This is a genomic window from Amycolatopsis sp. NBC_01488 (assembly GCF_036227105.1).
In the GTDB taxonomy this organism is placed as follows: domain Bacteria; phylum Actinomycetota; class Actinomycetes; order Mycobacteriales; family Pseudonocardiaceae; genus Amycolatopsis.
In genome coordinates this window covers 6,910,920-6,930,593 of sequence record NZ_CP109434.1, presented here as the reverse complement: position 1 = coordinate 6,930,593, position 19,674 = coordinate 6,910,920, and the positions used below count along the sequence as shown (strand labels likewise).

At 71.3% G+C, this 19,674-nt stretch carries 18 protein-coding genes; 9 read left to right on the top strand and 9 right to left on the bottom strand.

All coding sequences use genetic code 11. The features are described from left to right. Positions 1 to 64: 64 nt before the first annotated feature. The 3 genes from OG738_RS32955 to OG738_RS32945 form a co-directional block, all read right to left on the bottom strand. A complete protein-coding gene (locus OG738_RS32955) occupies positions 65 to 1,096 on the bottom strand; it encodes an Lrp/AsnC family transcriptional regulator (protein ID WP_329046897.1) in 1,032 nt (343 codons plus the stop codon). 69 nt (positions 1,097 to 1,165) lie between these two features. Continuing rightward, positions 1,166 to 1,933: a hypothetical protein gene (locus OG738_RS32950; RefSeq protein ID WP_329046895.1), complete on the bottom strand. Its 768-nt coding sequence runs from the start codon at positions 1,931 to 1,933 to the stop codon at positions 1,166 to 1,168. Next, positions 1,930 to 2,517, bottom strand: coding sequence for a papain-like cysteine protease family protein (locus OG738_RS32945; protein ID WP_329046893.1), 588 nt, complete (start codon positions 2,515 to 2,517; stop codon positions 1,930 to 1,932). The genes OG738_RS32950 and OG738_RS32945 overlap by 4 nt, the downstream gene beginning before the upstream one ends. 451 nt (positions 2,518 to 2,968) lie before the next feature. On the opposite strand from OG738_RS32945, the gene OG738_RS32940 reads away from it, so the two are divergent. The 4 genes from OG738_RS32940 to OG738_RS32925 all read left to right on the top strand — a co-directional run bounded on the left by OG738_RS32940 (position 2,969) and on the right by OG738_RS32925 (position 6,602). Beyond that, positions 2,969 to 3,670, top strand: coding sequence for a S1 family peptidase (locus OG738_RS32940; protein WP_329046892.1), 702 nt, complete (start codon positions 2,969 to 2,971; stop codon positions 3,668 to 3,670). A 91-nt stretch (positions 3,671 to 3,761) separates the two neighbouring features. Next, a complete protein-coding gene (locus OG738_RS32935; protein ID WP_329046890.1) occupies positions 3,762 to 4,901 on the top strand; it encodes a permease in 1,140 nt (379 codons plus the stop codon). Between the two features lie 46 nt (positions 4,902 to 4,947). Beyond that, positions 4,948 to 5,517 (top strand): TetR/AcrR family transcriptional regulator, encoded by a 570-nt coding sequence (locus OG738_RS32930; protein WP_329046888.1) that lies wholly within the window; start codon positions 4,948 to 4,950, stop codon positions 5,515 to 5,517. A gap of 74 nt (positions 5,518 to 5,591) precedes the next feature. Then, positions 5,592 to 6,602 carry a medium chain dehydrogenase/reductase family protein gene (locus tag OG738_RS32925; protein WP_329046886.1) on the top strand — a complete coding sequence of 337 codons (1,011 nt, stop codon included), beginning with the start codon at positions 5,592 to 5,594 and terminating at the stop codon, positions 6,600 to 6,602. A 48-nt stretch (positions 6,603 to 6,650) separates the two neighbouring features. On the opposite strand, the gene argG is transcribed toward OG738_RS32925, so the two are convergent. Further along, the gene (gene argG / locus OG738_RS32920) at positions 6,651 to 8,099 is read right to left on the bottom strand and encodes an argininosuccinate synthase (RefSeq protein ID WP_329046884.1); all 1,449 of its coding nucleotides are present in this window, start codon (positions 8,097 to 8,099) and stop codon (positions 6,651 to 6,653) included. A gap of 91 nt (positions 8,100 to 8,190) precedes the next feature. Here argG and OG738_RS32915 point away from each other — a divergent pair, with 91 nt between their 5' ends. Next, positions 8,191 to 9,039 (top strand): aminoglycoside phosphotransferase family protein, encoded by an 849-nt coding sequence (locus OG738_RS32915; RefSeq protein ID WP_329046882.1) that lies wholly within the window; start codon positions 8,191 to 8,193, stop codon positions 9,037 to 9,039. A gap of 10 nt (positions 9,040 to 9,049) precedes the next feature. On the opposite strand, the gene glpD is transcribed toward OG738_RS32915, so the two are convergent. From glpD to OG738_RS32900, 3 genes are read right to left on the bottom strand one after another with little or no spacing between them, the layout of a single operon-like run. Beyond that, positions 9,050 to 10,759 (bottom strand): glycerol-3-phosphate dehydrogenase, encoded by a 1,710-nt coding sequence (gene glpD / locus OG738_RS32910; RefSeq protein ID WP_329046880.1) that lies wholly within the window; start codon positions 10,757 to 10,759, stop codon positions 9,050 to 9,052. Beyond that, the gene (gene glpK, locus OG738_RS32905; protein ID WP_329046878.1) at positions 10,756 to 12,273 is read right to left on the bottom strand and encodes a glycerol kinase GlpK; all 1,518 of its coding nucleotides are present in this window, start codon (positions 12,271 to 12,273) and stop codon (positions 10,756 to 10,758) included. The genes glpD and glpK (OG738_RS32905) overlap by 4 nt, the downstream gene beginning before the upstream one ends. 29 nt (positions 12,274 to 12,302) lie before the next feature. After that, positions 12,303 to 13,124: an MIP/aquaporin family protein gene (locus OG738_RS32900; RefSeq protein WP_329046875.1), complete on the bottom strand. Its 822-nt coding sequence runs from the start codon at positions 13,122 to 13,124 to the stop codon at positions 12,303 to 12,305. A gap of 254 nt (positions 13,125 to 13,378) precedes the next feature. Between OG738_RS32900 and OG738_RS32895 the strand changes: the two genes are divergently transcribed. The 3 genes from OG738_RS32895 to glpK (OG738_RS32885) are packed head-to-tail and all read left to right on the top strand — an operon-like array spanning position 13,379 to position 16,211. Next, positions 13,379 to 14,131, top strand: a complete 753-nt coding sequence (locus OG738_RS32895) for an IclR family transcriptional regulator (protein ID WP_329046873.1) — start codon at positions 13,379 to 13,381, stop codon at positions 14,129 to 14,131. Between the two features lie 11 nt (positions 14,132 to 14,142). Further along, positions 14,143 to 14,280, top strand: a complete 138-nt coding sequence (locus OG738_RS32890; protein ID WP_329046871.1) for a hypothetical protein — start codon at positions 14,143 to 14,145, stop codon at positions 14,278 to 14,280. Next, positions 14,262 to 16,211 carry a glycerol kinase GlpK gene (gene glpK / locus OG738_RS32885; RefSeq protein WP_329046869.1) on the top strand — a complete coding sequence of 650 codons (1,950 nt, stop codon included), beginning with the start codon at positions 14,262 to 14,264 and terminating at the stop codon, positions 16,209 to 16,211. Before OG738_RS32890 ends, glpK (OG738_RS32885) begins: the two co-directional genes overlap by 19 nt. Positions 16,212 to 16,318: 107 nt before the next feature. Here the strand turns inward: glpK (OG738_RS32885) and OG738_RS32880 are convergent, their stop codons facing one another. Further along, complete coding sequence (locus tag OG738_RS32880) at positions 16,319 to 17,134, bottom strand: substrate-binding domain-containing protein (RefSeq protein WP_329046867.1); 816 nt, start codon at positions 17,132 to 17,134, stop codon at positions 16,319 to 16,321. 253 nt (positions 17,135 to 17,387) lie between these two features. Here OG738_RS32880 and OG738_RS32875 point away from each other — a divergent pair, with 253 nt between their 5' ends. Next, the gene (locus OG738_RS32875; RefSeq protein WP_329046865.1) at positions 17,388 to 18,827 is read left to right on the top strand and encodes a DUF1996 domain-containing protein; all 1,440 of its coding nucleotides are present in this window, start codon (positions 17,388 to 17,390) and stop codon (positions 18,825 to 18,827) included. A 61-nt stretch (positions 18,828 to 18,888) separates the two neighbouring features. Here the strand turns inward: OG738_RS32875 and OG738_RS32870 are convergent, their stop codons facing one another. After that, positions 18,889 to 19,581 carry a glycoside hydrolase family 12 protein gene (locus tag OG738_RS32870; protein ID WP_329046863.1) on the bottom strand — a complete coding sequence of 231 codons (693 nt, stop codon included), beginning with the start codon at positions 19,579 to 19,581 and terminating at the stop codon, positions 18,889 to 18,891. Between the last annotated feature and the right edge of the window lie 93 nt (positions 19,582 to 19,674).

The window sequence follows — 19,674 nt, the reverse complement described above, 5'->3', positions numbered from 1 at the left end:
CGCCGATCTCGCGCTGCGCCGCGGTGTGTGGTGGGTGGTCATCAGCCGGCCGGTCTCGGCGCCGTCAGCGGGCGGGGATGATCGCCTGGTGGGTCCCGCCGAGACCGTGCGGGCTGAGCAGGCGGCCCATCCGCTTCGGCATCCGCAGCGTGATCGCGCGGTCGAGCACGCGGGCGCCCGGTGCGGCGGCCGCGAGCCGCGTCTCGTAGCCCGTGCAGCCGGCCGGTTCCCGCAGCCACGCCGAGACCACCAGGTTGCCCGCTCCGACCACCGCCGCCGACAGCCGCGTCTCCGGCAGCTGCGCGATCGCCGTCCCGGCGCGGTCGAGGTCGTCCGCCGCGATGTCGAGGCGGTAGCCCGCGATCACCGGCCAGCCCGCCGGGACGTGCGCGAGGTCGCAGCGGAAGTCCAGCTCGTGGTTGCGCAGCATCCGCGCGAGCGTGCGGCGCACCGCCGACTCGCTCATCCGGCAGTCGCGGGCCAGCTCGGCGTAGCTGCGGCGGCCGTCCTCGCCGAGGGACTCGACCAGCGCGCGCAGGTCCCGGTCGTCCCACTGCTGCGGGACGACCAGCCGGGCCTGCACCGCCGTCTCGTCGAGCGCCGCGCGCTGTTCCGGGGCCAGCGCGTTCACCAGCCAGCCGCTGCCTTCGCGGTAGACGCGGGTGACGACGGCGAACCGGACCTCGCGCACGCCGGGCAGGGCGCCGACCCGGCCGGTGACCAGCTCGTCCAGCGCATCGAGGTCGCGGGCCGCCAGGGAGAGGAACAGCGAGAACCGGCTGGTCGTGCGCTCGACGCTGAACACCGGCGGCCAGCCGCACAGCTCGCGGGTCAGTTCGGTCAGCGCGTCCGGGCGGCAGGCCAGGTCGACGTAGCCGACCGTGGTCGTCGGGGCGGTGGCGTACGCGGTGAGCCAGGCCAGCCCGGCCGCCTGCAGCCGGTCCCAGCGGCGCGCGGCCGTCGTCGCGTCGGTGCCGACGGCGGCAGCGATCCGCGTCCACGGTGCCCGGGGGTCGCGCTGCAGCGCCTCGACCAGCGCGAGGTCCGATCCGGTCAACCGCGCCGGTTCCGGCTGGACGGCCGTGGGAACGGGCATGGCGCATTGTGCCCTGATCATGATCACCTGCCAAGGGGCCGCCGGGCTCGTCGGCGGCCCCACGCGGACCTACCGGCGCCGCAGCCGTGGCACGACGACGGCGCCCGCCACCAGGACGAGGACACCGCCGAGCGCGAATGGCAGCAGCAGCACGTCGTCGGAGCCGGTCGCCGGGACAGCGCGCTCGCGGCCGCCGTAGCCGCCGCCCGCGCCGTCGCGGTCGTACGCCGAGCCCGGGAGCTTGTCCGCGTACCGCTGGTGCAGCGCCGCGCGGTAGTCCGGCACGCTCAGCTTCGTGCCCGCGGCCACGCCGGTGACCGAGCCGTCCAGCGCCGTCACGGCGTCGCCGTGCACCGCGTACCAGGCGTTGACCTGCGGTTCGTGCAGGAGGTAGCCGCCGGCCGCGGCCTCGGCGTACCGCTGCTCGTAGTCGCCGGACGCGACGTTGACGACGGTCCAGGCCGCGCCCTGCCGTTCGGCCCAGACCGTCGCCGTCGTGCCGTCGCCGGCCCGCGCCGGCACCGCGACGTAGGCGAGCGCGGCCGGGACGTCCGAGGTTCCGGCGACGAACGCCGCCGTCGGCTCGTAGACCGCGACCTGCGTGCCCGGGTCGGCCTTCGCCGCCTGCGCCGCGGCGGCCGCGTGGGCGCCGGGGAACTTCGTCGTCGCGAGCCGGTCGAGGGTGGCCCGGCCGCCGGTGACCTGGCCGATCGCGGCGGTGTCGGCCGCGGTCGGGGTGCCGGCCGGGCCGGTGGCCGCGCCCGCGGCGCCGGTGGTGGTGAGCATCGCGGCGCCGGCCAGCACGGCCGCGCCCATCGCCTTCTTCAGCACGCTCATCCCTCGATCCCGTACAGCGTGTGCGTCCACCGGAATTGCGTGTTCGAGCGGTAGGTGTCGTAGTTCATCGAGTTGTAGCGGCTGTTGTTCGGCCACGGATCGCCGTATTCCACGCGGGTCGCGCCGTTCGCGTTGTCGTACCCGTAGAGGACGTGCATGTGGCCGCCGCCGGAACGCCAGCCGATGCGGGTGCCGATCGGCTGTCCCGCGTCGATCTGGTTCTTGATGGTGGTGAAGGAAAGGACCTGCCCGTTCGAGTCGTAGGACCCGACACCGGCGAAGCCGAGGTAGCCGAACACCCGTTGCTGGTCGGACAGGTAACCCTGGTGGTTCGCGCAGTCGCTGCCCGACTCGTTGTGCGCGATCTGGCAGAACCGGGTCTGGGAAAGCGAATATCCCCAGAAGCCGGCGATGGTGTTGCCGCTGGCGTCCCAGCACCACTGGTCCTTCTGCTGGGCCTGCATGCTGATGCCGAGATCGGTCCGCGCGGCGGCCGCGGTGGCGGGCGCCTGCAGTGCGACGACGGCCGCCGCGGCGGCCGAAACCGCCGCGAGTCCACGTAGGACTCCTGAAGTGGTGATCACGAAGTGGTCCTCCAGCCGGTGACGATTCGACGTGGTGGCACGGAATACTCCGCGCACCGCCGTGCACCCGGTACCTACGAAGGGAGGATCACGTTGGGAGGGAACGGTTTCGGCGGATCCCGGCAGTTCCCCGGTGCCGGATTCCGGCATCGGCCCCGGCCCGCCGGGCGGATTCCGGCGGGCCCGGTCGCGATGGGTCGGCTCACGGTTTTTCGGCCCCTTCGTTCTTTGTGACGCGCGCTTTCACACGTGACAGTTTCCGGTTCGCAGGCACTCACCGGCGTCAGCACGGACGGGGCCCGCGGCTGCGCCGGACGGCCCACGACGAAAGTCGCGTTGTGGATCAACCGACTATCGGCGGGTTCCGGAGATTCACCCACAGCCGCGACGGTGGGCACGTCCCTCACCCCACGTCACCGCCGGACCCCGGTCCGCGGATGGAGGTTCCCCAGTGCGTATCGCGCGAACCGGCGTCGTCGTCTCCGGTGTGCTGTTCTCGGCACTCGCGGCCGCGGCGCCGTCCCTGGCCGCCCAGCCGGCCATCATCGACGGCAGCAATGCCGACTCACTCCACTCGGCGGCCCGGATGTTCGCCGGCGGCCAGCAGATCTGCTCGGCGACGATCATCGCACCCGACTGGATCCTCACCGCGCGCCACTGCACGCAGGGTGCGAACGGCCAGGCGATCAGCTTCCACGTCGGCGACCTGGACCAGACGAAGGGCACCACCGTCAACGCCACTTCGGTGCACGAATCGCCGGACGCCGACATCTCGCTGGTGCAGATCGACCAGCAGGTGCAGACCGACTACGCGCCCCTCGGCAGCGAGGGCGACGTCAAGGTGGGCGACCAGGCCGAGGTCTACGGCTGGGGCGCCACCTGCACCGACAAGCCGGAGATCGAGTGCCAGTCGCAGCTGCTGAAGGTCGCGAAGGTGAACGTCACCTCGATCGACTGCCCGGACGGCGCGGCCGGCGTCTCGGTGTGCGCGAACCGCGGCGACGGCATCACCGCGGGCGGCGACTCGGGTGGCCCGATGTACGCGAACGGCAGGCAGGTCGGCGTGGCGTCGACGAGTGACCGCCAGTCCTACACGGCCTACATCAACATCACGAAGTACCGCGACTGGATCTCGGCCACCGCGGGCGTCTGAGCGCCGCCGGCCGCGCCCGTCACGTCCACTGTGGACGCGGCGGGCGCGTTCGCGTGGCAGCCGCGGCACCGCACGGGTAGCGTCCGGTCTCGTGGCCGAAGTCCTCCAAGCGCTGGCCCTGGCCGGGTCGATGACCTGGGAGATCCTCTGGGCGCTGATCCTCGGGTTCCTGCTGAGCGCCGTCGTCCAGGCCGTCGTCCGGAAGTCGACGATCGTCCGGCTGATGGGCGACGACCGGCCGCGCACCCTCGCCGTCGCCTCGGTGCTGGGCGCGGCGTCGTCGTCCTGCTCGTACGCCGCGGTCGCGCTGGCGCGGTCGCTGTTCCGCCGGGGCGCGCACTTCACCGCCGCCATGGCGTTCGAGATCGGGTCGACGAACCTGGTCGTCGAGCTGGGCATCATCCTGGCGCTGCTGATGGGCTGGCAGTTCACCGCGGCCGAGTTCGTCGGCGGCCCGATCATGATCGTGCTGGTGGCGGTGCTGTTCCGCGTCTTCGTCCGCCGCCGGCTCCTCGAGAAGGCCCGCGAGCAGGCGGAGAAGGGCCTCGCCGGGTCGATGGAGGGCCACGCGGCGATGGACATGTCCGTCCAGGGCCCCGGCACGTTCCGGCAGCGGCTGTTCTCGGCGGACGGCTTCACCGCGGTGGCGCACGTGTTCGTCATGGAGTGGGCGGCGATCCTGCGCGACCTGGTGATCGGGCTGCTGATCGCCGGCGCGGTCGGCGCGTGGGTGCCGGAGTCGTGGTGGCGGGCCCTGTTCTTCACCGGCCACCCGGTCGCGTCGGCGCTGTGGGGGCCGATCATCGGGCCGGTCGTCGCGATACTGGCGTTCGTCTGCTCGATCGGCAACGTGCCGCTGGCCGCGGTGCTGTGGAACGGCGGCATCAGCTTCGGCGGCGTCGTCGCGTTCCTCTTCGCGGATCTGCTGATCCTGCCGATCCTGAACATCTACCGGAAGTACTACGGCACCCGGATGACGCTGGTGCTGCTCGGCACGTTCTACGCCGCGATGGTGGGCGCCGGGTACCTCGTCGAACTGCTCTTCGGCGTCGCCGGCCTGATCCCGGCCGCGCGCTCGGCGACGGTGCTGCGGGAAGGCGTGTCGTGGAACTACACGACGTGGCTGAACATCGTGTTCGTGCTGCTCGCGGCGGTCCTGGTCGCCCGGTTCCTCCGCACCGGCGGCGCCGGGATGCTGCGGATGATGGGCGGCTCCCCCGACGACCACTGACCGCGGGTGTTGCCTTCCCGACGAGAGTGAGTGTACAGTCACTCACATGACGAAGCGCGGTGCCACCCTCTCCACCTCCGACGCCCGGCGGGACGTCGTCGTCGACGCCGCCATCGCCGAATTCGCCCGGGGCGGGTACCACAGCACGCCGATCAGCGCGGTGGCCGCGCGGGCCGACATCTCCCCCGCCTACGTCTTCAAGTTGTTCCCCGGCAAGGTTTCCCTCTTCGTCGCCGCGCTCGACCGGTGCTACGAGCTGGTCGTGCACGCGCTCTCGAACGGGGCGGCCCGCGCCGACGGCGAAGACCCCGGAAAGATCCTCTACGAGATGGGCGGCGCGTACGCCCAGCTGATCGCCGACCGGAACCTGCTGATGCTGCAGGTGCACGCCCAGTCCGCGACCGACACCCCGGAGATCGCCGACGCCGTCCGCCGTGGGCTGGCCAAGGTGACCGAGTTCGCCCTGACGCGCTCCGGCGCCGACGGAGACCAGGTGCAGCGGTTCGTCGCCTACGGCCAGCTCTGCCACCTGATCGCCACCCTCGACCTCGACGAGCACACCGGCGACTGGGCCGCGGTGCTCGCCGCCGGCATCCGCCACCCCGGCAAGAACTGAACCGGACCCGCAAATCACTTCTTTCACGCCCATCGAGTGATTGATCAATCACTCACCACCGAAAGGAAAGTCCCATGGCCACCACCACCCAGATCGTCCTCCCCGGCCTCGTCGAGCCGGACGGCCTGCGCGTCGAGCACCGCGAGCTGCCGCGGCCCGGTGCCGGCGAAGCCCTCGTCCGCGTCGAGGCGAGCGGGATCTCGTTCGCCGAGCAGCAGATGCGCCGCGGGAAGTACTACGACCAGCCGCCGTTCCCGTTCGTGCCCGGCTACGACGTCGTCGGCACCGTTCTCGAAGCCGAGGACACCGCGCTGGTCGGACGCCGCGTGGCCGCCATGACCAAGATCGGCGGGTGGAGCAGCCACCTCGTGGTCCCGGCCGCCGACCTGGTCCCGGTGCCCGCCGGACTCGACGCGGCCGAGGCCGAGACGTTCGTCGTCAACGGCATCACGGCCTACCAGATGCTGCACCGGATCGCGCGGGTGCGGACCGGCGGCACGATCCTGGTCCACGGCGCGAGCGGCGGCGTCGGCACCACGCTCGTCCAGCTCGCCCGCGTGGCGGGGATCCGGGTGATCGGCACGGCTTCGGCGCGCAACGCCGACGTCGTGACCGCGCTCGGCGCGACCCACATCGACTACCGCGGCGACGTCCCGGCCCGGGTGCGCGAGCTGGCGCCGGGCGGGGTCGACGCCGTCTTCGACCACGTCGGCGGCCCGGGCATCGTCGACTCGTTCCGCCTGCTCGCGCCGGGCGGCACGCTGGTCGCCTACGGCAGCGCGGCCACCAAGGACACCGGCGGCAACCCGAAGCCGGCCGTGCTGAAGCTGGTCGCCCGGCTGCTGTGGTGGAAGGTGCTGCCGAACCGCCGCCGGACGCACTTCTACAACGTCTGGGGCGGCAAGCGGAACCTCGCCCGGTTCCGCGCGCGGCTCGCCGAGGACCTGACGGCCGTCTTCGACCTGGCGGCGCAGGGCCGGCTCGAGGCGCAGGTCGCGGCGCGGATCCCGCTCGAGGAGGCGGCGAAGGCGCTGGCCCTGGCCGAATCCGGGACCGTCACCGGCAAGGTCGTGCTCGTCCCCTGAACGCGCCGAAGGCCACCACGGCGCGCGTGGTGGCCTTCGGCACGCGGGTCAGTCGGTGCCGAACTCCATCGCGGCGCTGTCGAGCAGCTCGTCGTTGCCCGCCTTGCCGCGCGAGGCGATCACCTCGGCGCCACCCTCGGGCATCGCGCCGATCAGGCCGGTCGCCGCGGCCTGGGCGGCACCGATCAGCTTCGGGTGGGAGTTCCCGCCGACCATGCCGAGGCTCGCGTACTGCTCGAGCTTGGCCCGCGAGTCCGCGATGTCGAGGTTGCGCATGGTGAGCTGGCCGATCCGGTCGACCGGGCCGAACGCCGAGTCCTCGGTCCGCTCCATCGACAGCTTGTCGGGGTGGTAGCTGAACGCCGGGCCCGTGGTGTCCACAATGGAGTAGTCCTCGCCGCGACGCAGCCGCAGCGTCACCTCGCCGGTGATCGCGGTGCCGACCCAGCGCTGCAGCGACTCGCGCAGCATCATCGCCTGCGGGTCCAGCCAGCGGCCTTCGTACATCAGGCGGCCGAGCTCCCGTCCGTGGTTGTGGTAGCTCGCAAGGGTGTCCTCGTTGTGGATGGCGTTGACGAGCCGCTCGTAGGCCGCGTGCAGCAGGGCCATGCCCGGCGCCTCGTAGATGCCGCGGCTCTTGGCTTCGATGATCCGGTTCTCGATCTGGTCGGACATGCCCAGGCCGTGGCGGCCGCCGACGGCGTTGGCCTCCAGCACCAGGTCGACGGCGGTGGCGAACTCCTTGCCGTTGATCGTCACCGGCCGGCCCTGCTCGAAGCCGATCGTGACGTCCTCGGTGGCGATCTCGACCTCCGGGTCCCAGAACGCCACGCCCATGATCGGCTTGACGATCTCGAGGCCGGTGTCCAGGTGCTCCAGCGACTTCGCCTCGTGCGTGGCGCCCCAGATGTTGGCGTCGGTCGAGTAGGCCTTCTCGGTGCTGTCGCGGTAGGGCAGGTCGTGGGCCAGCAGCCACTCCGACATCTCCTTGCGGCCGCCGAGCTCGGTGACGAAGTCGGCGTCGAGCCACGGCTTGTAGATCCGCAGGGAGGGGTTGGCGAGCAGGCCGTAGCGGTAGAACCGCTCGATGTCGTTGCCCTTGAAGGTGGAGCCGTCGCCCCAGATCTGGACGTCGTCCTCGAGCATGGCGCGCACCAGCAGCGTGCCGGTGACCGCGCGGCCGAGCGGGGTCGTGTTGAAGTAGCTGCGGCCGCCGGAGCGGATGTGGAACGCCCCGCACGTCAGCGCCGCGAGCCCCTCTTCCACGAGGGCTTCCCGGCAGTCGACCAGCCGGGCGATCTCCGCGCCGTAGGCGTGTGCGCGCCCGGGCACCGACGCGATGTCGGGCTCGTCGTACTGGCCGATGTCGGCGGTGTAGGTGCAGGGCACCGCGCCCTTGTCGCGCATCCACGCGACCGCTACGGAAGTGTCGAGGCCACCGGAGAAGGCGATACCGACACGCTCGCCGACGGGCAGGGAAGTGAGCACCTTGGACATGCGAATGATTATGCACGCCCATGCATCGTCGTGCAATCCGGGGTGCCCGGGGTCACGGAAACCCGGTTGACGTGCGTGGTTCGGTGATCCCATGCCCGCCGTCGACACCGCGCTCGTCCGGCGGCTGCTGCGCACGCAGTTCCCGGAGTGGGCCGACCGCCCGATCACTCCGCTGGCCTCCGGCGGCACGGTCAACGCCGTGTACCGCCTCGGGGACGACTTGACGGTCCGGCTGCCCCGCACCGCCGAGGACGTCTCGAAGGAGCACCGGATCCTGAGCGCGCTCGGCGGGTTGCCGGTGGCCGTCCCGGAGGTCGCCGCACTGGGCGAACCCGCCGAGGACTGGCCGTGGCCGTGGGCGGTGCACCGCTGGCTCGACGGCGAACCCGCGCGGGAAGGCCGGGACGCACCGGCCCGCGATCTGGCGGAGTTCGTCCTCGCGCTCCGGGCGAACCCGGCGGACGGTCCCCCGGCCTACCGCGGGACGCCGCTGTCCGCCGTCGACCGGGCCACGCGCCAGGCGATCACGGAGCTGAGCCGCACCGACGAGCCGTTCGACGCGGACGCGGCACTGGCCGGCTGGGCCGAGGCCCTCGACGCTCCCCAGTGGACAGACCGGCCGTGCTGGGTGCATGCGGACCTGATGCCGAGCAATCTGCTGCTCACCGATGGCCGCCTGACCGGCGTCCTCGACTGGGCCACCGCGGGCCTCGGCGACCCGGCCTGCGACCTGATCCCCGCGTGGAACCTGCTGTCCGGGAGCACCCGGCAGATCTTCCGCGACGCCGTGGCCGCCGACGACGCGACCTGGGCGCGCGGCCGCGGCTGGGCACTGTCGATGGCCGTGATCCAGCTGCCGTACTACCGGCACACCAACCCGGTCATCTCGGCCAACGCCCGGTACGTGCTCACGGAGCTGGACTGCGTGCCGGCTCCGTGAGCACGCCGGATCAGCTCGGCAGCAGGGCCGGCGCCGCGAGGCGGGTGGCGTTCGCCGCCGCGTCGTCCGGGGCCTCCTGCGCCGAGCGCTCCGCCTCGACCCGGGCCAGGTAGTTGGCCACTTCCCGGTCGGTGCGGTGCGCATCCCAGCCCAGCAGCGGAGCCATCAGCGAAGCGACGACCGGAGCCGCCGCGACGCCGCGGTCGCGCTCCTCGATCGAGATCCGCGTCCGCCGGGTGAGGACGTCCTCCAGGTGCAGCGCGCCCTCGTGCGAAACCGCGTAGACGGCCTCGACGCGGAGGTACTCCGAGGTGTCCGTGATCGGCTCGCCGAGCGAAGGCTGCTCCTTGACCAGCTCGACGAGGTTCCAGATCCGCGTCCCGTACCGCTGCAGCAGGTGCTCGACGCGCGGCAGCGGCAGTCCCGTCCGCGAAGCGACCGAAACGCGGTCGGCCCACAGCTCGTGGTAGCCGTCCGCGCCGACGATCGGCAGCCGGTCGGTCCACGACGGCGGCGCGGGCCGGCCGAGCTCCTCGACCACGACGTCGACCGCGTCCGCGGCCATCACCCGGTACGTCGTGTACTTGCCGCCGGCCACGATCACCAGGCCCGGCACCGGGTGCGCCACCGCGTGCTCCCGCGACAGCTTCGTCGTCGCGGCCGACTTCGCCGCGAGCAGCGGACGCAGTCCCGCGTAGACGCCCTCGATGTCGTCGTGCGTCACGGGGGTACGCAGGACGGCGTTGAGGTGCTCCAGCACGTAGTCGACGTCCGCGCGGCTCGCCGCCGGGTGCTCGCGGTCGAGGTCCCACTCGGTGTCGGTGGTGCCGACGATCCAGTGCCGGCCCCACGGGATCACGAACAGCACGCTCTTCTCGGTGCGCAGGATCAGCCCGGTGTCGAGGTCGATCTTCTCCCGCGGCACCACGAGGTGGATGCCCTTCGACGCCCGCACGGTGAACGGCGCCGGGATGCCCGCCGCCGCCGCCATGTCGTCGCTCCAGACACCGGTGGCGGCCACGACGATGCGAGCGCGGATCTCGAACTCGACCCCGCTCTCCCGGTCGACCACCTTCGCGCCGACCACTCGCTCGCCGTCGCGAAGCAGCGACGTCACGCGAGCCCGCGTCAGCACCGAAGCACCTTGTTCGGCGGCCGTCCGCGCGATCGTCATCGTGTGGCGGGCGTCGTCGACCTGGGCGTCGTAGTACTGGATCGCGCCGATCAACGCGTCGTCTGCGAGCGCCGGTGCCACCTTGCCCGCGCCGCGCCTGGACAGGTGCCGGTGCCGCGGCAGCGCGCGGGCGCCGCCGAGCGTGTCGTACAGCGTGACGCCCGCGCCGATGTAGCCGCGCTCCCACACCCGGTGCTTCAGCGGCACCAGGAACTTCACCGGCCGCACCAGGTGCGGGGCCAGCTTCTGCAGCAGCAGGCCGCGTTCCTTGAGCGCTTCGCGCACCAGCTTGAAGTCCAGCTGCTCCAGGTAGCGCAGGCCGCCGTGGATCAGCTTGGACGAGCGGCTGGACGTGCCGGCGGCGAAGTCGCGGGCCTCGACCAGCGCGGTCGACAGCCCGCGCGACGCGGCGTCGAGCGCGACGCCCGCGCCGGTCACTCCCCCGCCGACGACCAGCACATCGACCTCTTCGTTCGCGAGCTTCCGCAGGGTCTCCGCCCGGTACTGCGGGGAAAGCGGGGTCACGGTGTTCCTCCTCCTGTTCATTGCACGTCGACCCAGTCGAGCGTGCGGCCGACGGCCTTCTGCCAGCCCGCGTAGCCCTCGGCGCGCTGCTCGTCCGGCCACGTCGGCTGCCAGCGCTTGTCCTCGTTCCAGTTCTGCTCCAGCTCGTCGGTCGACTTCCAGAAGCCGACGGCCAGCCCGGCCGCGTAGGCGGCCCCGAGCGCGGTGGTCTCCGCGACGACCGGCTTCGACACCGGCACGCCGAGGATGTCCGCCTGCAGCTGCATGCACAGCTCGTTGGCGGTCACGCCACCGTCCACACGCAACACATCGAGCGTGACGCCGGAGTCGTTCTGCATCGCCTCGACGACGTCGCGGGTCTGGTAGCAGATCGCTTCCAGGGTGGCCCGCGCGATGTGGGCGTTCGTCGTGGCGCGGGTGAGCCCGACGATCGCGCCGCGGGCGTCCGAGCGCCAGTACGGCGCGAAGAGGCCGGAGAACGCCGGGACGAAGTAGACGCCGCCGTTGTCCTCGACCTGACGGGCCAGGCTCTCGCTCTGCGCCGCGCCGCTGATGATGCCCAGCTGGTCGCGCAGCCACTGCACGGCCGACCCGGTGACGGCGATCGAGCCTTCCAGCGCGTAGACCGGCTTCTGGTCGCCGAACTGGTAGCACAGCGTCGTGAGCAGGCCGTGCTTCGAGCGGACCAGCTCGTGACCGGTGTTGAGCAGCAGGAAGTTGCCGGTGCCGTAGGTGTTCTTGGCCTCGCCGGGCCGGAAGCAGACCTGCCCGACGGTCGCCGCCTGCTGGTCGCCCAGGACGCCGGTGAGCGCGACCTCGCCGCCGAGCGGGCCGTCCGCGCGGGTGGTGCCGAAGAAGCCGGGGTTCGACGACGGCCGGATCGCCGGGAGCATCTGCTTCGGGACGTCGAAGAACGACAGCAGCTCGTCGTCCCAGTCGAGGGTTTCGAGGTCCATCAGCATGGTGCGCGACGCGTTGGTCGGATCGGTGACGTGGACGCCGCCGTCCGGTCCGCCGGTGAGGTTCCAGATGAGCCACGAGTCGGTGGTGCCGAAGAGGGCGTCGCCCTTCTCGGCGTCCTCCCGCACGCCGTCGACGTTTTCGAGGATCCACTGCAGCTTGCCGCCGGAGAAGTACGTCGCGGGCGGGAGGCCGGCCTTGCGGCGGATGACGTCACCCTTGCCCTCGCGCTCCAGCGCCGAGGCGATCCGGTCGGTGCGGGTGTCCTGCCAGACGATCGCGTTGTAGTACGGGCGGCCGGTGCGGCGGTTCCACACGACGGTGGTCTCGCGCTGGTTGGTGATGCCGAGCGCGGCCAGGTCACCGTGCGTCAGGTTCGCCTTGGTGAGCGCGGTGGCGATGACCGAGCGGGTGCGCTCCCAGATCTCGGTGGCGTCGTGCTCGACCCAGCCGGGCCTGGGCAGGATCTGCTGGTGCTCGAGCTGGTGGCGGGCGATCTCGTTGCCGCCGTGGTCGAAGATCATGAAGCGGGTGCTCGTGGTGCCCTGGTCAACGGCGCCGACGTAGTCAGGCATGGAGGTACTCCTCGGTCGATCGGCGGAAGTCAGTTGGCGGGCTCGAAGTCCTTGGCGGGCATGGCGTCCAGCTGCTCCCCGGCGGGCAGGTGGCGCTCGATCAGGAACTTGTAGATCGCGCCGCCGATCACCGCGCCGAGCACCGGGGCCACGATCGGGATCCACCAGTAGGGGAAGCCGTACTGGTCGGTGAACGCCGTGTCGTAGCCGGTCAGCCAGGAGGCCAGGCGCGGGCCGAAGTCGCGGGCGGGGTTGATCGCGTAGCCGGCGTCGGTGCCCCAGGCCATGCCGATCGCGACGACCAGGAAGCCGACGACGACCGGGGCCAGGTTCGCGCCCGGCGAGGTGTTGCGCAGGTCGGTGATGGCGAAGATCACCAGGACGAGGATCGCGGTGCCGATGATCTGGTCGCGGAAGGCACCCCAGTCACCCACCGGGAGCGTGCCGTTACCCGGAAGGGTGGAGAACACGCCCTGGGTCTTGATCGTGAGGCCGGGGTCCTTGGCGTGGAGCACCTCGGTGTAGTTCCAGCGCACGAGCAGCGCGGCGAGGAACGCGCCCGCGGTCTGGGCCAGGGCGTACGGGGCGACCTTGCGCCATTCGAAGCCCTTGAACACGGCCAGCGCGACGGTGACCGCGGGGTTCAGGTGCGCGCCGCTGATCCGCGAAGCGACGTAGACACCGAGCGTGACACCGAGGCCCCAGGCCCAGGCGATGCTGTCGTGGTCCCCGATGCCCGCGGCGACGACCTGCGCCACCACCCCGCACCCGAACAGGATGAGGATCATCGTCCCCACGAACTCGGCGGCCATCTCGCCGACGAGTCCGTGGGCCTTGAGGTTTCGCACCATTGCTTCCTCCACAAAGGACCGATCGTTGCCCCGGTGGGTGAAAGCTAAGTTCGGGGTGCGCAGGGGTCAACGGACCCCGGTCGGCATTGTCGAACGCCCGGTGTGGATGTTCGACATTGTCGAATCCGGGCCGGTCAGGTGACCAATCCGGCCGAAAGCAGGCGGACCCGAACCGGAGCGAATTTACTCAACGGGACGTGTTCCGCCGTGACTGCCGGTCGGATTGGCAACGCTCGATCCAGTAGGGTCGCGCCGTGCCCGGTCCGATCCAGTCCATCGAGCGCGCCGCCGCGATCCTGCGCTTGCTGGCGCGCGGCTCGGGCCGTCTCGGCGTCGGCGAGATCGCCGAATCGCTCGAGCTGGCCAAGGGCACCGCGCACGGGATCCTGCGCACGCTGCAGGGCGTCGGGTTCGTCGAGCAGGACCGCGACACGGGCAAGTACCAGCTCGGCGCGGCGCTGCTGCACCTGGGCACGAGCTACCTCGACGTCAACGAGCTGCGCTCCCGCGCGATCAACTGGGCCGACGCGCTGGCGTCACGCAGCGGCGAAGCGGTCCGGATCGGCGCGCCCCTCGAAGGCCGCGTGCTCGTCGTGCACCACGTGTTCCGGCCGGACGACAGCCTGCAGACCCTGGACGTCGGCACGCTCCTGCCGCTGCACGCGACGGCGCTGGGCAAGGTGCTGCTGGCCTACGACACGACGCTGAAGGCGACCCCGGAGTCGTACACGCGCCGCACGCTGGTCACGCAGACGGCGATCAAGCGCGCGTGTGCGAAGGTACGTGAAGCGGGCTGGGCGGTGGAGAACGGCGAGATGATCTCCGGCGAGGCGGGGATCGCGGCGCCGATCCGCGGCCACGGCGGCATCGTGGTGGGTGCGATCGGCGTGTTCGGCGCGGTCGAGCGCCTCTGCGAGCCGGACGGCGGCCCGAACCCGAGGCTGCTGGGCCACGTCCGCGACGCCGCCCGTGCGGTGTCCCGCGATCTGGGCGCGTCCCGATGGTGAGGGAGGTGCGGGTGCCCCGGACTCGCCGCCGGCGGCGCCCCGGCGAGCACGTGCCCGGCGGGGCACGCGGGCGCTCGCCGCGGCCGTTCGGCGCCGGCCGGCGCGGCACGATCGTCAAGGAGGTGCGCACGTGGTCCAGCGGTACGTGATGTCCATCGACCAGGGCACCACCTCCACCCGGTGCATCCTGTTCGACGCGCGCGGGCGGCTCGTCTCCGTCGTGCAGCGCGAGCACCAGCAGCACTTCCCCCGTCCCGGCTGGGTCGAGCACGACGCCGTCGAAATCTGGCGGAACCTCGCCCGGATCGTGCCGCAGGCCCTCGCCGACGCCGGCGCGACCGCGGAACAGGTCGTCGGGCTGGGCATCGCCAACCAGCGCGAGACCACCGTCCTGTGGGACCGGCACACCGGCAACCCGATCGGGCGGGCGATCGTCTGGCAGGACACCCGCACCGACGCCATGCTCGAACAGCTGGCCCGCGAGCCGGGCGTCGATCGCGTCCGGCAGCTGTGCGGCCTCCCGCTGGCGACCTACTTCTCCGCGCCGCGCGTCCGCTGGCTGCTCGAACGCACCCCGGGCCTGCGCGAACGCGCCGAACGCGGTGACGTCCTCTTCGGCACCATCGAAAGCTGGCTGATCTGGAACCTCACCGGCGGCAGCGAGGGCGGCGTGCACGTCACCGACGTCACCAACGCCTCGCGCACCATGCTGATGAACCTGCGCACCCTCAACTGGGACGACGAGCTGCTCGACTTCTTCGACGTCCCGCGCGCGATGCTGCCGGAAATCCGGTCCTCGACCGAGGTCTACGGCACCACCTCGCGCGTCGTGCCCGGCATCCGGATCGCGGCGGCGCTCGGCGACCAGCAGGCGGCGCTGTTCGGCCAGACCTGCTTCGCGCCTGGCGAGGCGAAGTGCACGTACGGCACCGGCAGCTTCCTGCTGCTCAACACCGGTTCGACGCCCGTGCTGTCCACCCACGGCATGCTCACCACCGTCGGGTTCAAGATCGGTGACGAACCGGCGGTGTACGCGCTGGAGGGGTCGATCGCCGTCACCGGGTCGCTGGTGCAGTGGTTCCGCGACGGGCTCGAGCTGATCGGCAGCGCGCCGGAGATCGAGACCCTCGCCCGGACGGTCGAGGACAACGGCGGCTGCTACATCGTGCCCGCGTTCTCCGGGCTGTTCGCGCCGCACTGGCACAGCGAGGCCCGGGGCGTGATCGCCGGACTGACGTCCTACATCACGAAGGGCCACCTGGCGCGGGCGGTGCTGGAGGCCACCGGCTGGCAGACCCGCGAGGTCGTCGACGCGATGAACGCCGACTCCGGGCTGGCGCTCTCGACGTTGAAGGTCGACGGCGGGATGACCGCCGACAACCTGCTGATGCAGTGCATCGCGGACGTCCTCGACGTGCCGGTGGTCCGCCCGATGGTGGCGGAGACGGTCTCGCTCGGCGCGGCCTACGCGGCCGGGCTGTCCGTCGGGTACTGGCCGGACCTCGAGGGGCTGCGGCGCAACTGGCACCGGGCCGGGCAGTGGCTGCCGGCGATGGACCCGGCCCGCCGCGACTCCGAGTACGCGCACTGGCGCCAGGCGGTCGAGCTGACGTTCGGCTGGATGCGCCCGGGCCCGGCCGCGGTCGCGCCCGGGTCCGACCTGATCGAGGTGCTGCTGGCCGACCACCGCCGGTTCGAGCAGCTGTTCCGCGACCTGCGCAACGCCGAGGCCGACCGCCCGGCCCTGGTCGACGAGCTGGCGGCGCTGCTCGTCGCCCACGCGACGGCGACCGAGCGGATCGTCCGCCCGGACTCCCCCGGGACGCCGTTCGCGGACGACCTCCTGGGCGTTCTCGAAGCCGCCGACTTCGACAAGGCGTTGCTGCGGCTGGAGAACGTCGTCGACGCGCACGTCCGCGGCGAGGAACGCGGACTGCTGAACGACCTGCGCCGCACGATGTCCACCTCGGACCGCACGGGTCTCGGCCGCGCGTTCGTGGCGGAGCGCCGCCGCCAGCTGGGCCTCGGCTGCGGCGACGCCGACCACATCCGCGACCTCGGCGACCGGCTCGAGCTTTAGGGTGGTTCCGGACGAACCGGCGGCGGCCCCGCGAACGGTTTGCCGTACCGGATTTCGCGGTCCCGGCGAACCTGCGGGGAACCCCACTGCGAGATTGACGCCTCCGCTCACCTGCGGGCCGGGCGGCTGCTCTCCCGCACCACCAGTTCGGTCCGGACCACGCCGCCGCCCGGGGCCGCGAGCCCGTCGATCCGGGCCGCGAGCACCGCCATCGTCTCGCGGCCCGCGGCGACGAAGTCCTGGCGGACCGTGGTCAGCGGCGGTGCGAAGTACGCCGCCTCCGGGACGTCGTCGAAGCCGACGACGTGGGCGTCGCGCGGCACGCGCATGCCGGCTTCGGCGAACGCTGCGAGGAGACCGAGTGCCATGTGGTCGTTGGCCGTGAACACGGCGCACACCCCCGCTTCGACGGCGAGGGACTGCCCGGCCCGGTAGCCGGAGCGGGCCGACCAGTCGCCGCGGACCACCGGGGGCACCTCGGCGCCGTGGCGTTCGAGGGTTTCCCGCCAGCCGCGTTCACGGGCGCGGGCGATCGGCCCGTCTTCGGGGCCGCCGACGTGCCAGACCGTCGGGTGGCCGATGTCGAGGAGGTGTTCGGTGGCCCTTCGCGCGCCTTCGCCCTGGTCGGCGGACGCGGCCGGGACGAACGGGACGCCGATGACCGGCGGCAGGTCGGCGGCGGCGTGCGGGTCGAGCAGGACGACCCCCGCCACCCCCTGCAACCGCAGGCCCGCCACGGCGGCCGGCACCGCGGACCGGCCGCGTTCCGGCACGCTGAAGACGACGAGCGCGTACCCGTGTTCCCGCGCGGCCGCGCGCAGGCCGTTGAGGACCGGCCCCGACGCCGCGGCCCCCGTGGCGATCACGCCGAGCGTGCCCCGTCGGGCCGGGGCACTGACAGGACCTGCGTCGTCCGCGGACATGGAGCCGATGTTAACGATCACACGATCTGACGTGAACTTCCTTCAGGTTCCATAAATAACGAAACGGTAACGCGCGGCGGCCGCTTTGAACCGGGTTTCCGCCACGGCCGTTTCAGCCAGTGCCGGAACCAGTGACACCGGGCGCGGTTCCCCGATTTCCGCGCCCACGGTGGCACTTCCCCGGGTTCCGCGCGTCTCCCCACCCGGGCACGCAGCTGTCGTCGGCGTGCCCGGAAAACCGAAGAAGGTGACCATGCCCCGGAAAACCTCCCCCGCCACGGGCAGACATCGCATCACCCGCCGCACCAAGATCGCGACCGGCGGCCTCGCGCTCGCGCTCGCGGTCGGCGGGATCGTCGTCGCCACCACCGCCGGGCGCACCGGCGAAGCCAGCGCGGATCCCGCCGACGCGTCGTTCTTCCTCGACATCGCCAAGGTCCCCGCTGGTGTTAACGTGAACAAAGCGCTGCAGCAGAAGGGTGCGCGCGGCACGTTCACCGTGGACTGCGGCCGCAACGAGAACGGCCACTTCAACCCCGACAACTTCATCGCCCAGCCGAGCGTCAAAAACGGCGCCCAGCACCTGCACGACTACGTCGGCAACCTTTCGACGAACGCCGACTCGAACAACAAGAGCCTCGCCAAGGCCGGCACCACCTGCAAGAACGGCGACAAGTCCGCCTACTTCTGGCCCGTGGTCCGCATCGACACCGGTGAGGCGGAGAAGAACCCGCCCGCCACCCAGCCCGACCGCGCCGGGAGCGCGACCGACAAGGCGAGCAGCCAGGTCGACTGCCCGGACGTCGCGAGCAAGCTCCCCGACGTCCCGGACCAGGCCATGGACGAGGTCAACCGCAACCTCGACCTGCTCGACACGCAGATCGACGAGGCGAACGCGCGCATCGCGAACGGCGACCTGAAGACGCCCCAGGACATCCAGAACGCCGTCGTCGGGCCGCTGAAGGACAAGCGCACCGCGACGATCGACCGGATCGCCATCGCGATCGGGCGCCGCGCGGCGAAGCCGACGAACCTGGGCGGGCTCGCGGCCTGCGTGCTCAAGCAGAGCGGGAAGGGCGGCCTCGACAACGGCGGCCAGAACAGCGCCGGCACGCCCGCGGAGCTGCCCGGCGTCAACGACAAGAACGAGGTGGCCGGCAACGACGGCACGATCCAGCGTGTCCGCTCGGCGACGATCACCTTCACCAGCGGCGGCGCGAGCAAGGTCGTCGCGATGCCGCAGTTCCTGCGGATCCTCTACGGCGACGCCAAGGAGAGCACCAATGGCCCGGCCAACGCCCGGCCCAGCTGGACCTGCACCGGGTTCGAGGACCGGCTCACCGACCACTACCCGATCTGCCCGGCGAACAGCAAGGTCGAGCGGATCCACGCGTTCCCGAACTGCTGGGACGGCAAGAACATCGACAGCGCGAACCACCGCACCCACATCGTGTTCGCCGACCAGCAGGGCAAGTGCCCGCAGGGGTTCAAGAACGTGCCGCAGCTGGTCATCAAGCTGGTCTACGACATCCCGCACGACATCCAGGTGAAGGGCCAGTACAAAGTGGACGCCTTCCCGCAGGAGAAGCACAACCCCCGCTCGGACCACGACGACTTCGCGAACGTCATGGGCCAGCGGCTGATGAACCAGGTGGTCAACTGCATCAACACCGGCAAGCACTGCTCCCAGTGACCAAGCGGTCGTGAGTGAGAAACAGTGTTCTAACCCTGTTTCTCACTCACGACCGGCCGGGTCAGGACGTGGTGACGGAGTAGCTGTTCGAGGTGAAGTTCAGGCCACCGGCGGACGAGGTGATCTCGAAGCCGAACTGGACTTCGCCGAGCGTCACGTCGCCGAACCAGCCGTGGGCACGGATCCAGTTCAGCACCGCCAGGACGTCGACCGTGCCCGCGTCGGTGTTCGAGGTGCGGACGAACGAGAAGACCGCGTTCGACCCGTTCGATCCCTTGTAGACGTCCCAGGTGTGGCCGCCGACCGTCGCCGTGGTCTGCTTGCTCCCGAGCGGGCCGACCGCGCCCTGCTTGTCCATCCACAGCATGGTTTCGTAGGCGTTGTTGTCCGCCCAGATGTCGTAGGCGGTTTCGTACGCCCCGCTGCCGGGGCGAGTGACGTTGAAACTGCTCGACACCTTCCCGAGCGCGCTGAGCTTCTTGCCGACGTTCTTCGCCGAATGCGGGTACGACTTCACCCCGCCGGTGTTCGGCTGATTCGACCAGACACCCCAGTTGGAATACGAATTCGCCCAGATGGTCTGCGGCCCGGCCCCACTGCCCCAGACGTCGTTGCGGACGGTGTAACCACCGTTGGACCAGGTCGCCCAGTTGTCCGAAGACGACCACGTCGCGGCCGAAGCGACACCGGCCGAGGTGGCCACGGAAGCGGCCACGGTCAAGGAAACCACAAGGGAACGCACGGCATTGTGCATGGGGAATGTCCTCCACTGGTCAGGGATTCACCAGCACTATGACCGTCCCGTTACCACCCGGTCAAGCAATTCGAGAACTTCGAAAACGAAAGG

What these genes read in the sequence shown, in the direction of transcription:
- OG738_RS32915 (WP_329046882.1), top strand. Translation starts at nt 8,191, where the DNA reads ATGCCCGCCGTCGACACCGCGCTCGTCCGGCGGCTGCTGCGCACGCAG.
- OG738_RS32870 (WP_329046863.1), bottom strand. Translation starts at nt 19,581, where the DNA reads ATGCACAATGCCGTGCGTTCCCTTGTGGTTTCCTTGACCGTGGCCGCT.
- glpK (WP_329046878.1), bottom strand. Translation starts at nt 12,273, where the DNA reads ATGCCTGACTACGTCGGCGCCGTTGACCAGGGCACCACGAGCACCCGC.
- glpD (WP_329046880.1), bottom strand. Translation starts at nt 10,759, where the DNA reads ATGAACAGGAGGAGGAACACCGTGACCCCGCTTTCCCCGCAGTACCGG.
- OG738_RS32880 (WP_329046867.1), bottom strand. Translation starts at nt 17,134, where the DNA reads ATGTCCGCGGACGACGCAGGTCCTGTCAGTGCCCCGGCCCGACGGGGC.
- OG738_RS32875 (WP_329046865.1), top strand. Translation starts at nt 17,388, where the DNA reads ATGCCCCGGAAAACCTCCCCCGCCACGGGCAGACATCGCATCACCCGC.
- argG (WP_329046884.1), bottom strand. Translation starts at nt 8,099, where the DNA reads ATGTCCAAGGTGCTCACTTCCCTGCCCGTCGGCGAGCGTGTCGGTATC.
- OG738_RS32925 (WP_329046886.1), top strand. Translation starts at nt 5,592, where the DNA reads ATGGCCACCACCACCCAGATCGTCCTCCCCGGCCTCGTCGAGCCGGAC.
- OG738_RS32950 (WP_329046895.1), bottom strand. Translation starts at nt 1,933, where the DNA reads ATGAGCGTGCTGAAGAAGGCGATGGGCGCGGCCGTGCTGGCCGGCGCC.
- OG738_RS32930 (WP_329046888.1), top strand. Translation starts at nt 4,948, where the DNA reads ATGACGAAGCGCGGTGCCACCCTCTCCACCTCCGACGCCCGGCGGGAC.
- OG738_RS32900 (WP_329046875.1), bottom strand. Translation starts at nt 13,124, where the DNA reads ATGGTGCGAAACCTCAAGGCCCACGGACTCGTCGGCGAGATGGCCGCC.
- OG738_RS32955 (WP_329046897.1), bottom strand. Translation starts at nt 1,096, where the DNA reads ATGCCCGTTCCCACGGCCGTCCAGCCGGAACCGGCGCGGTTGACCGGA.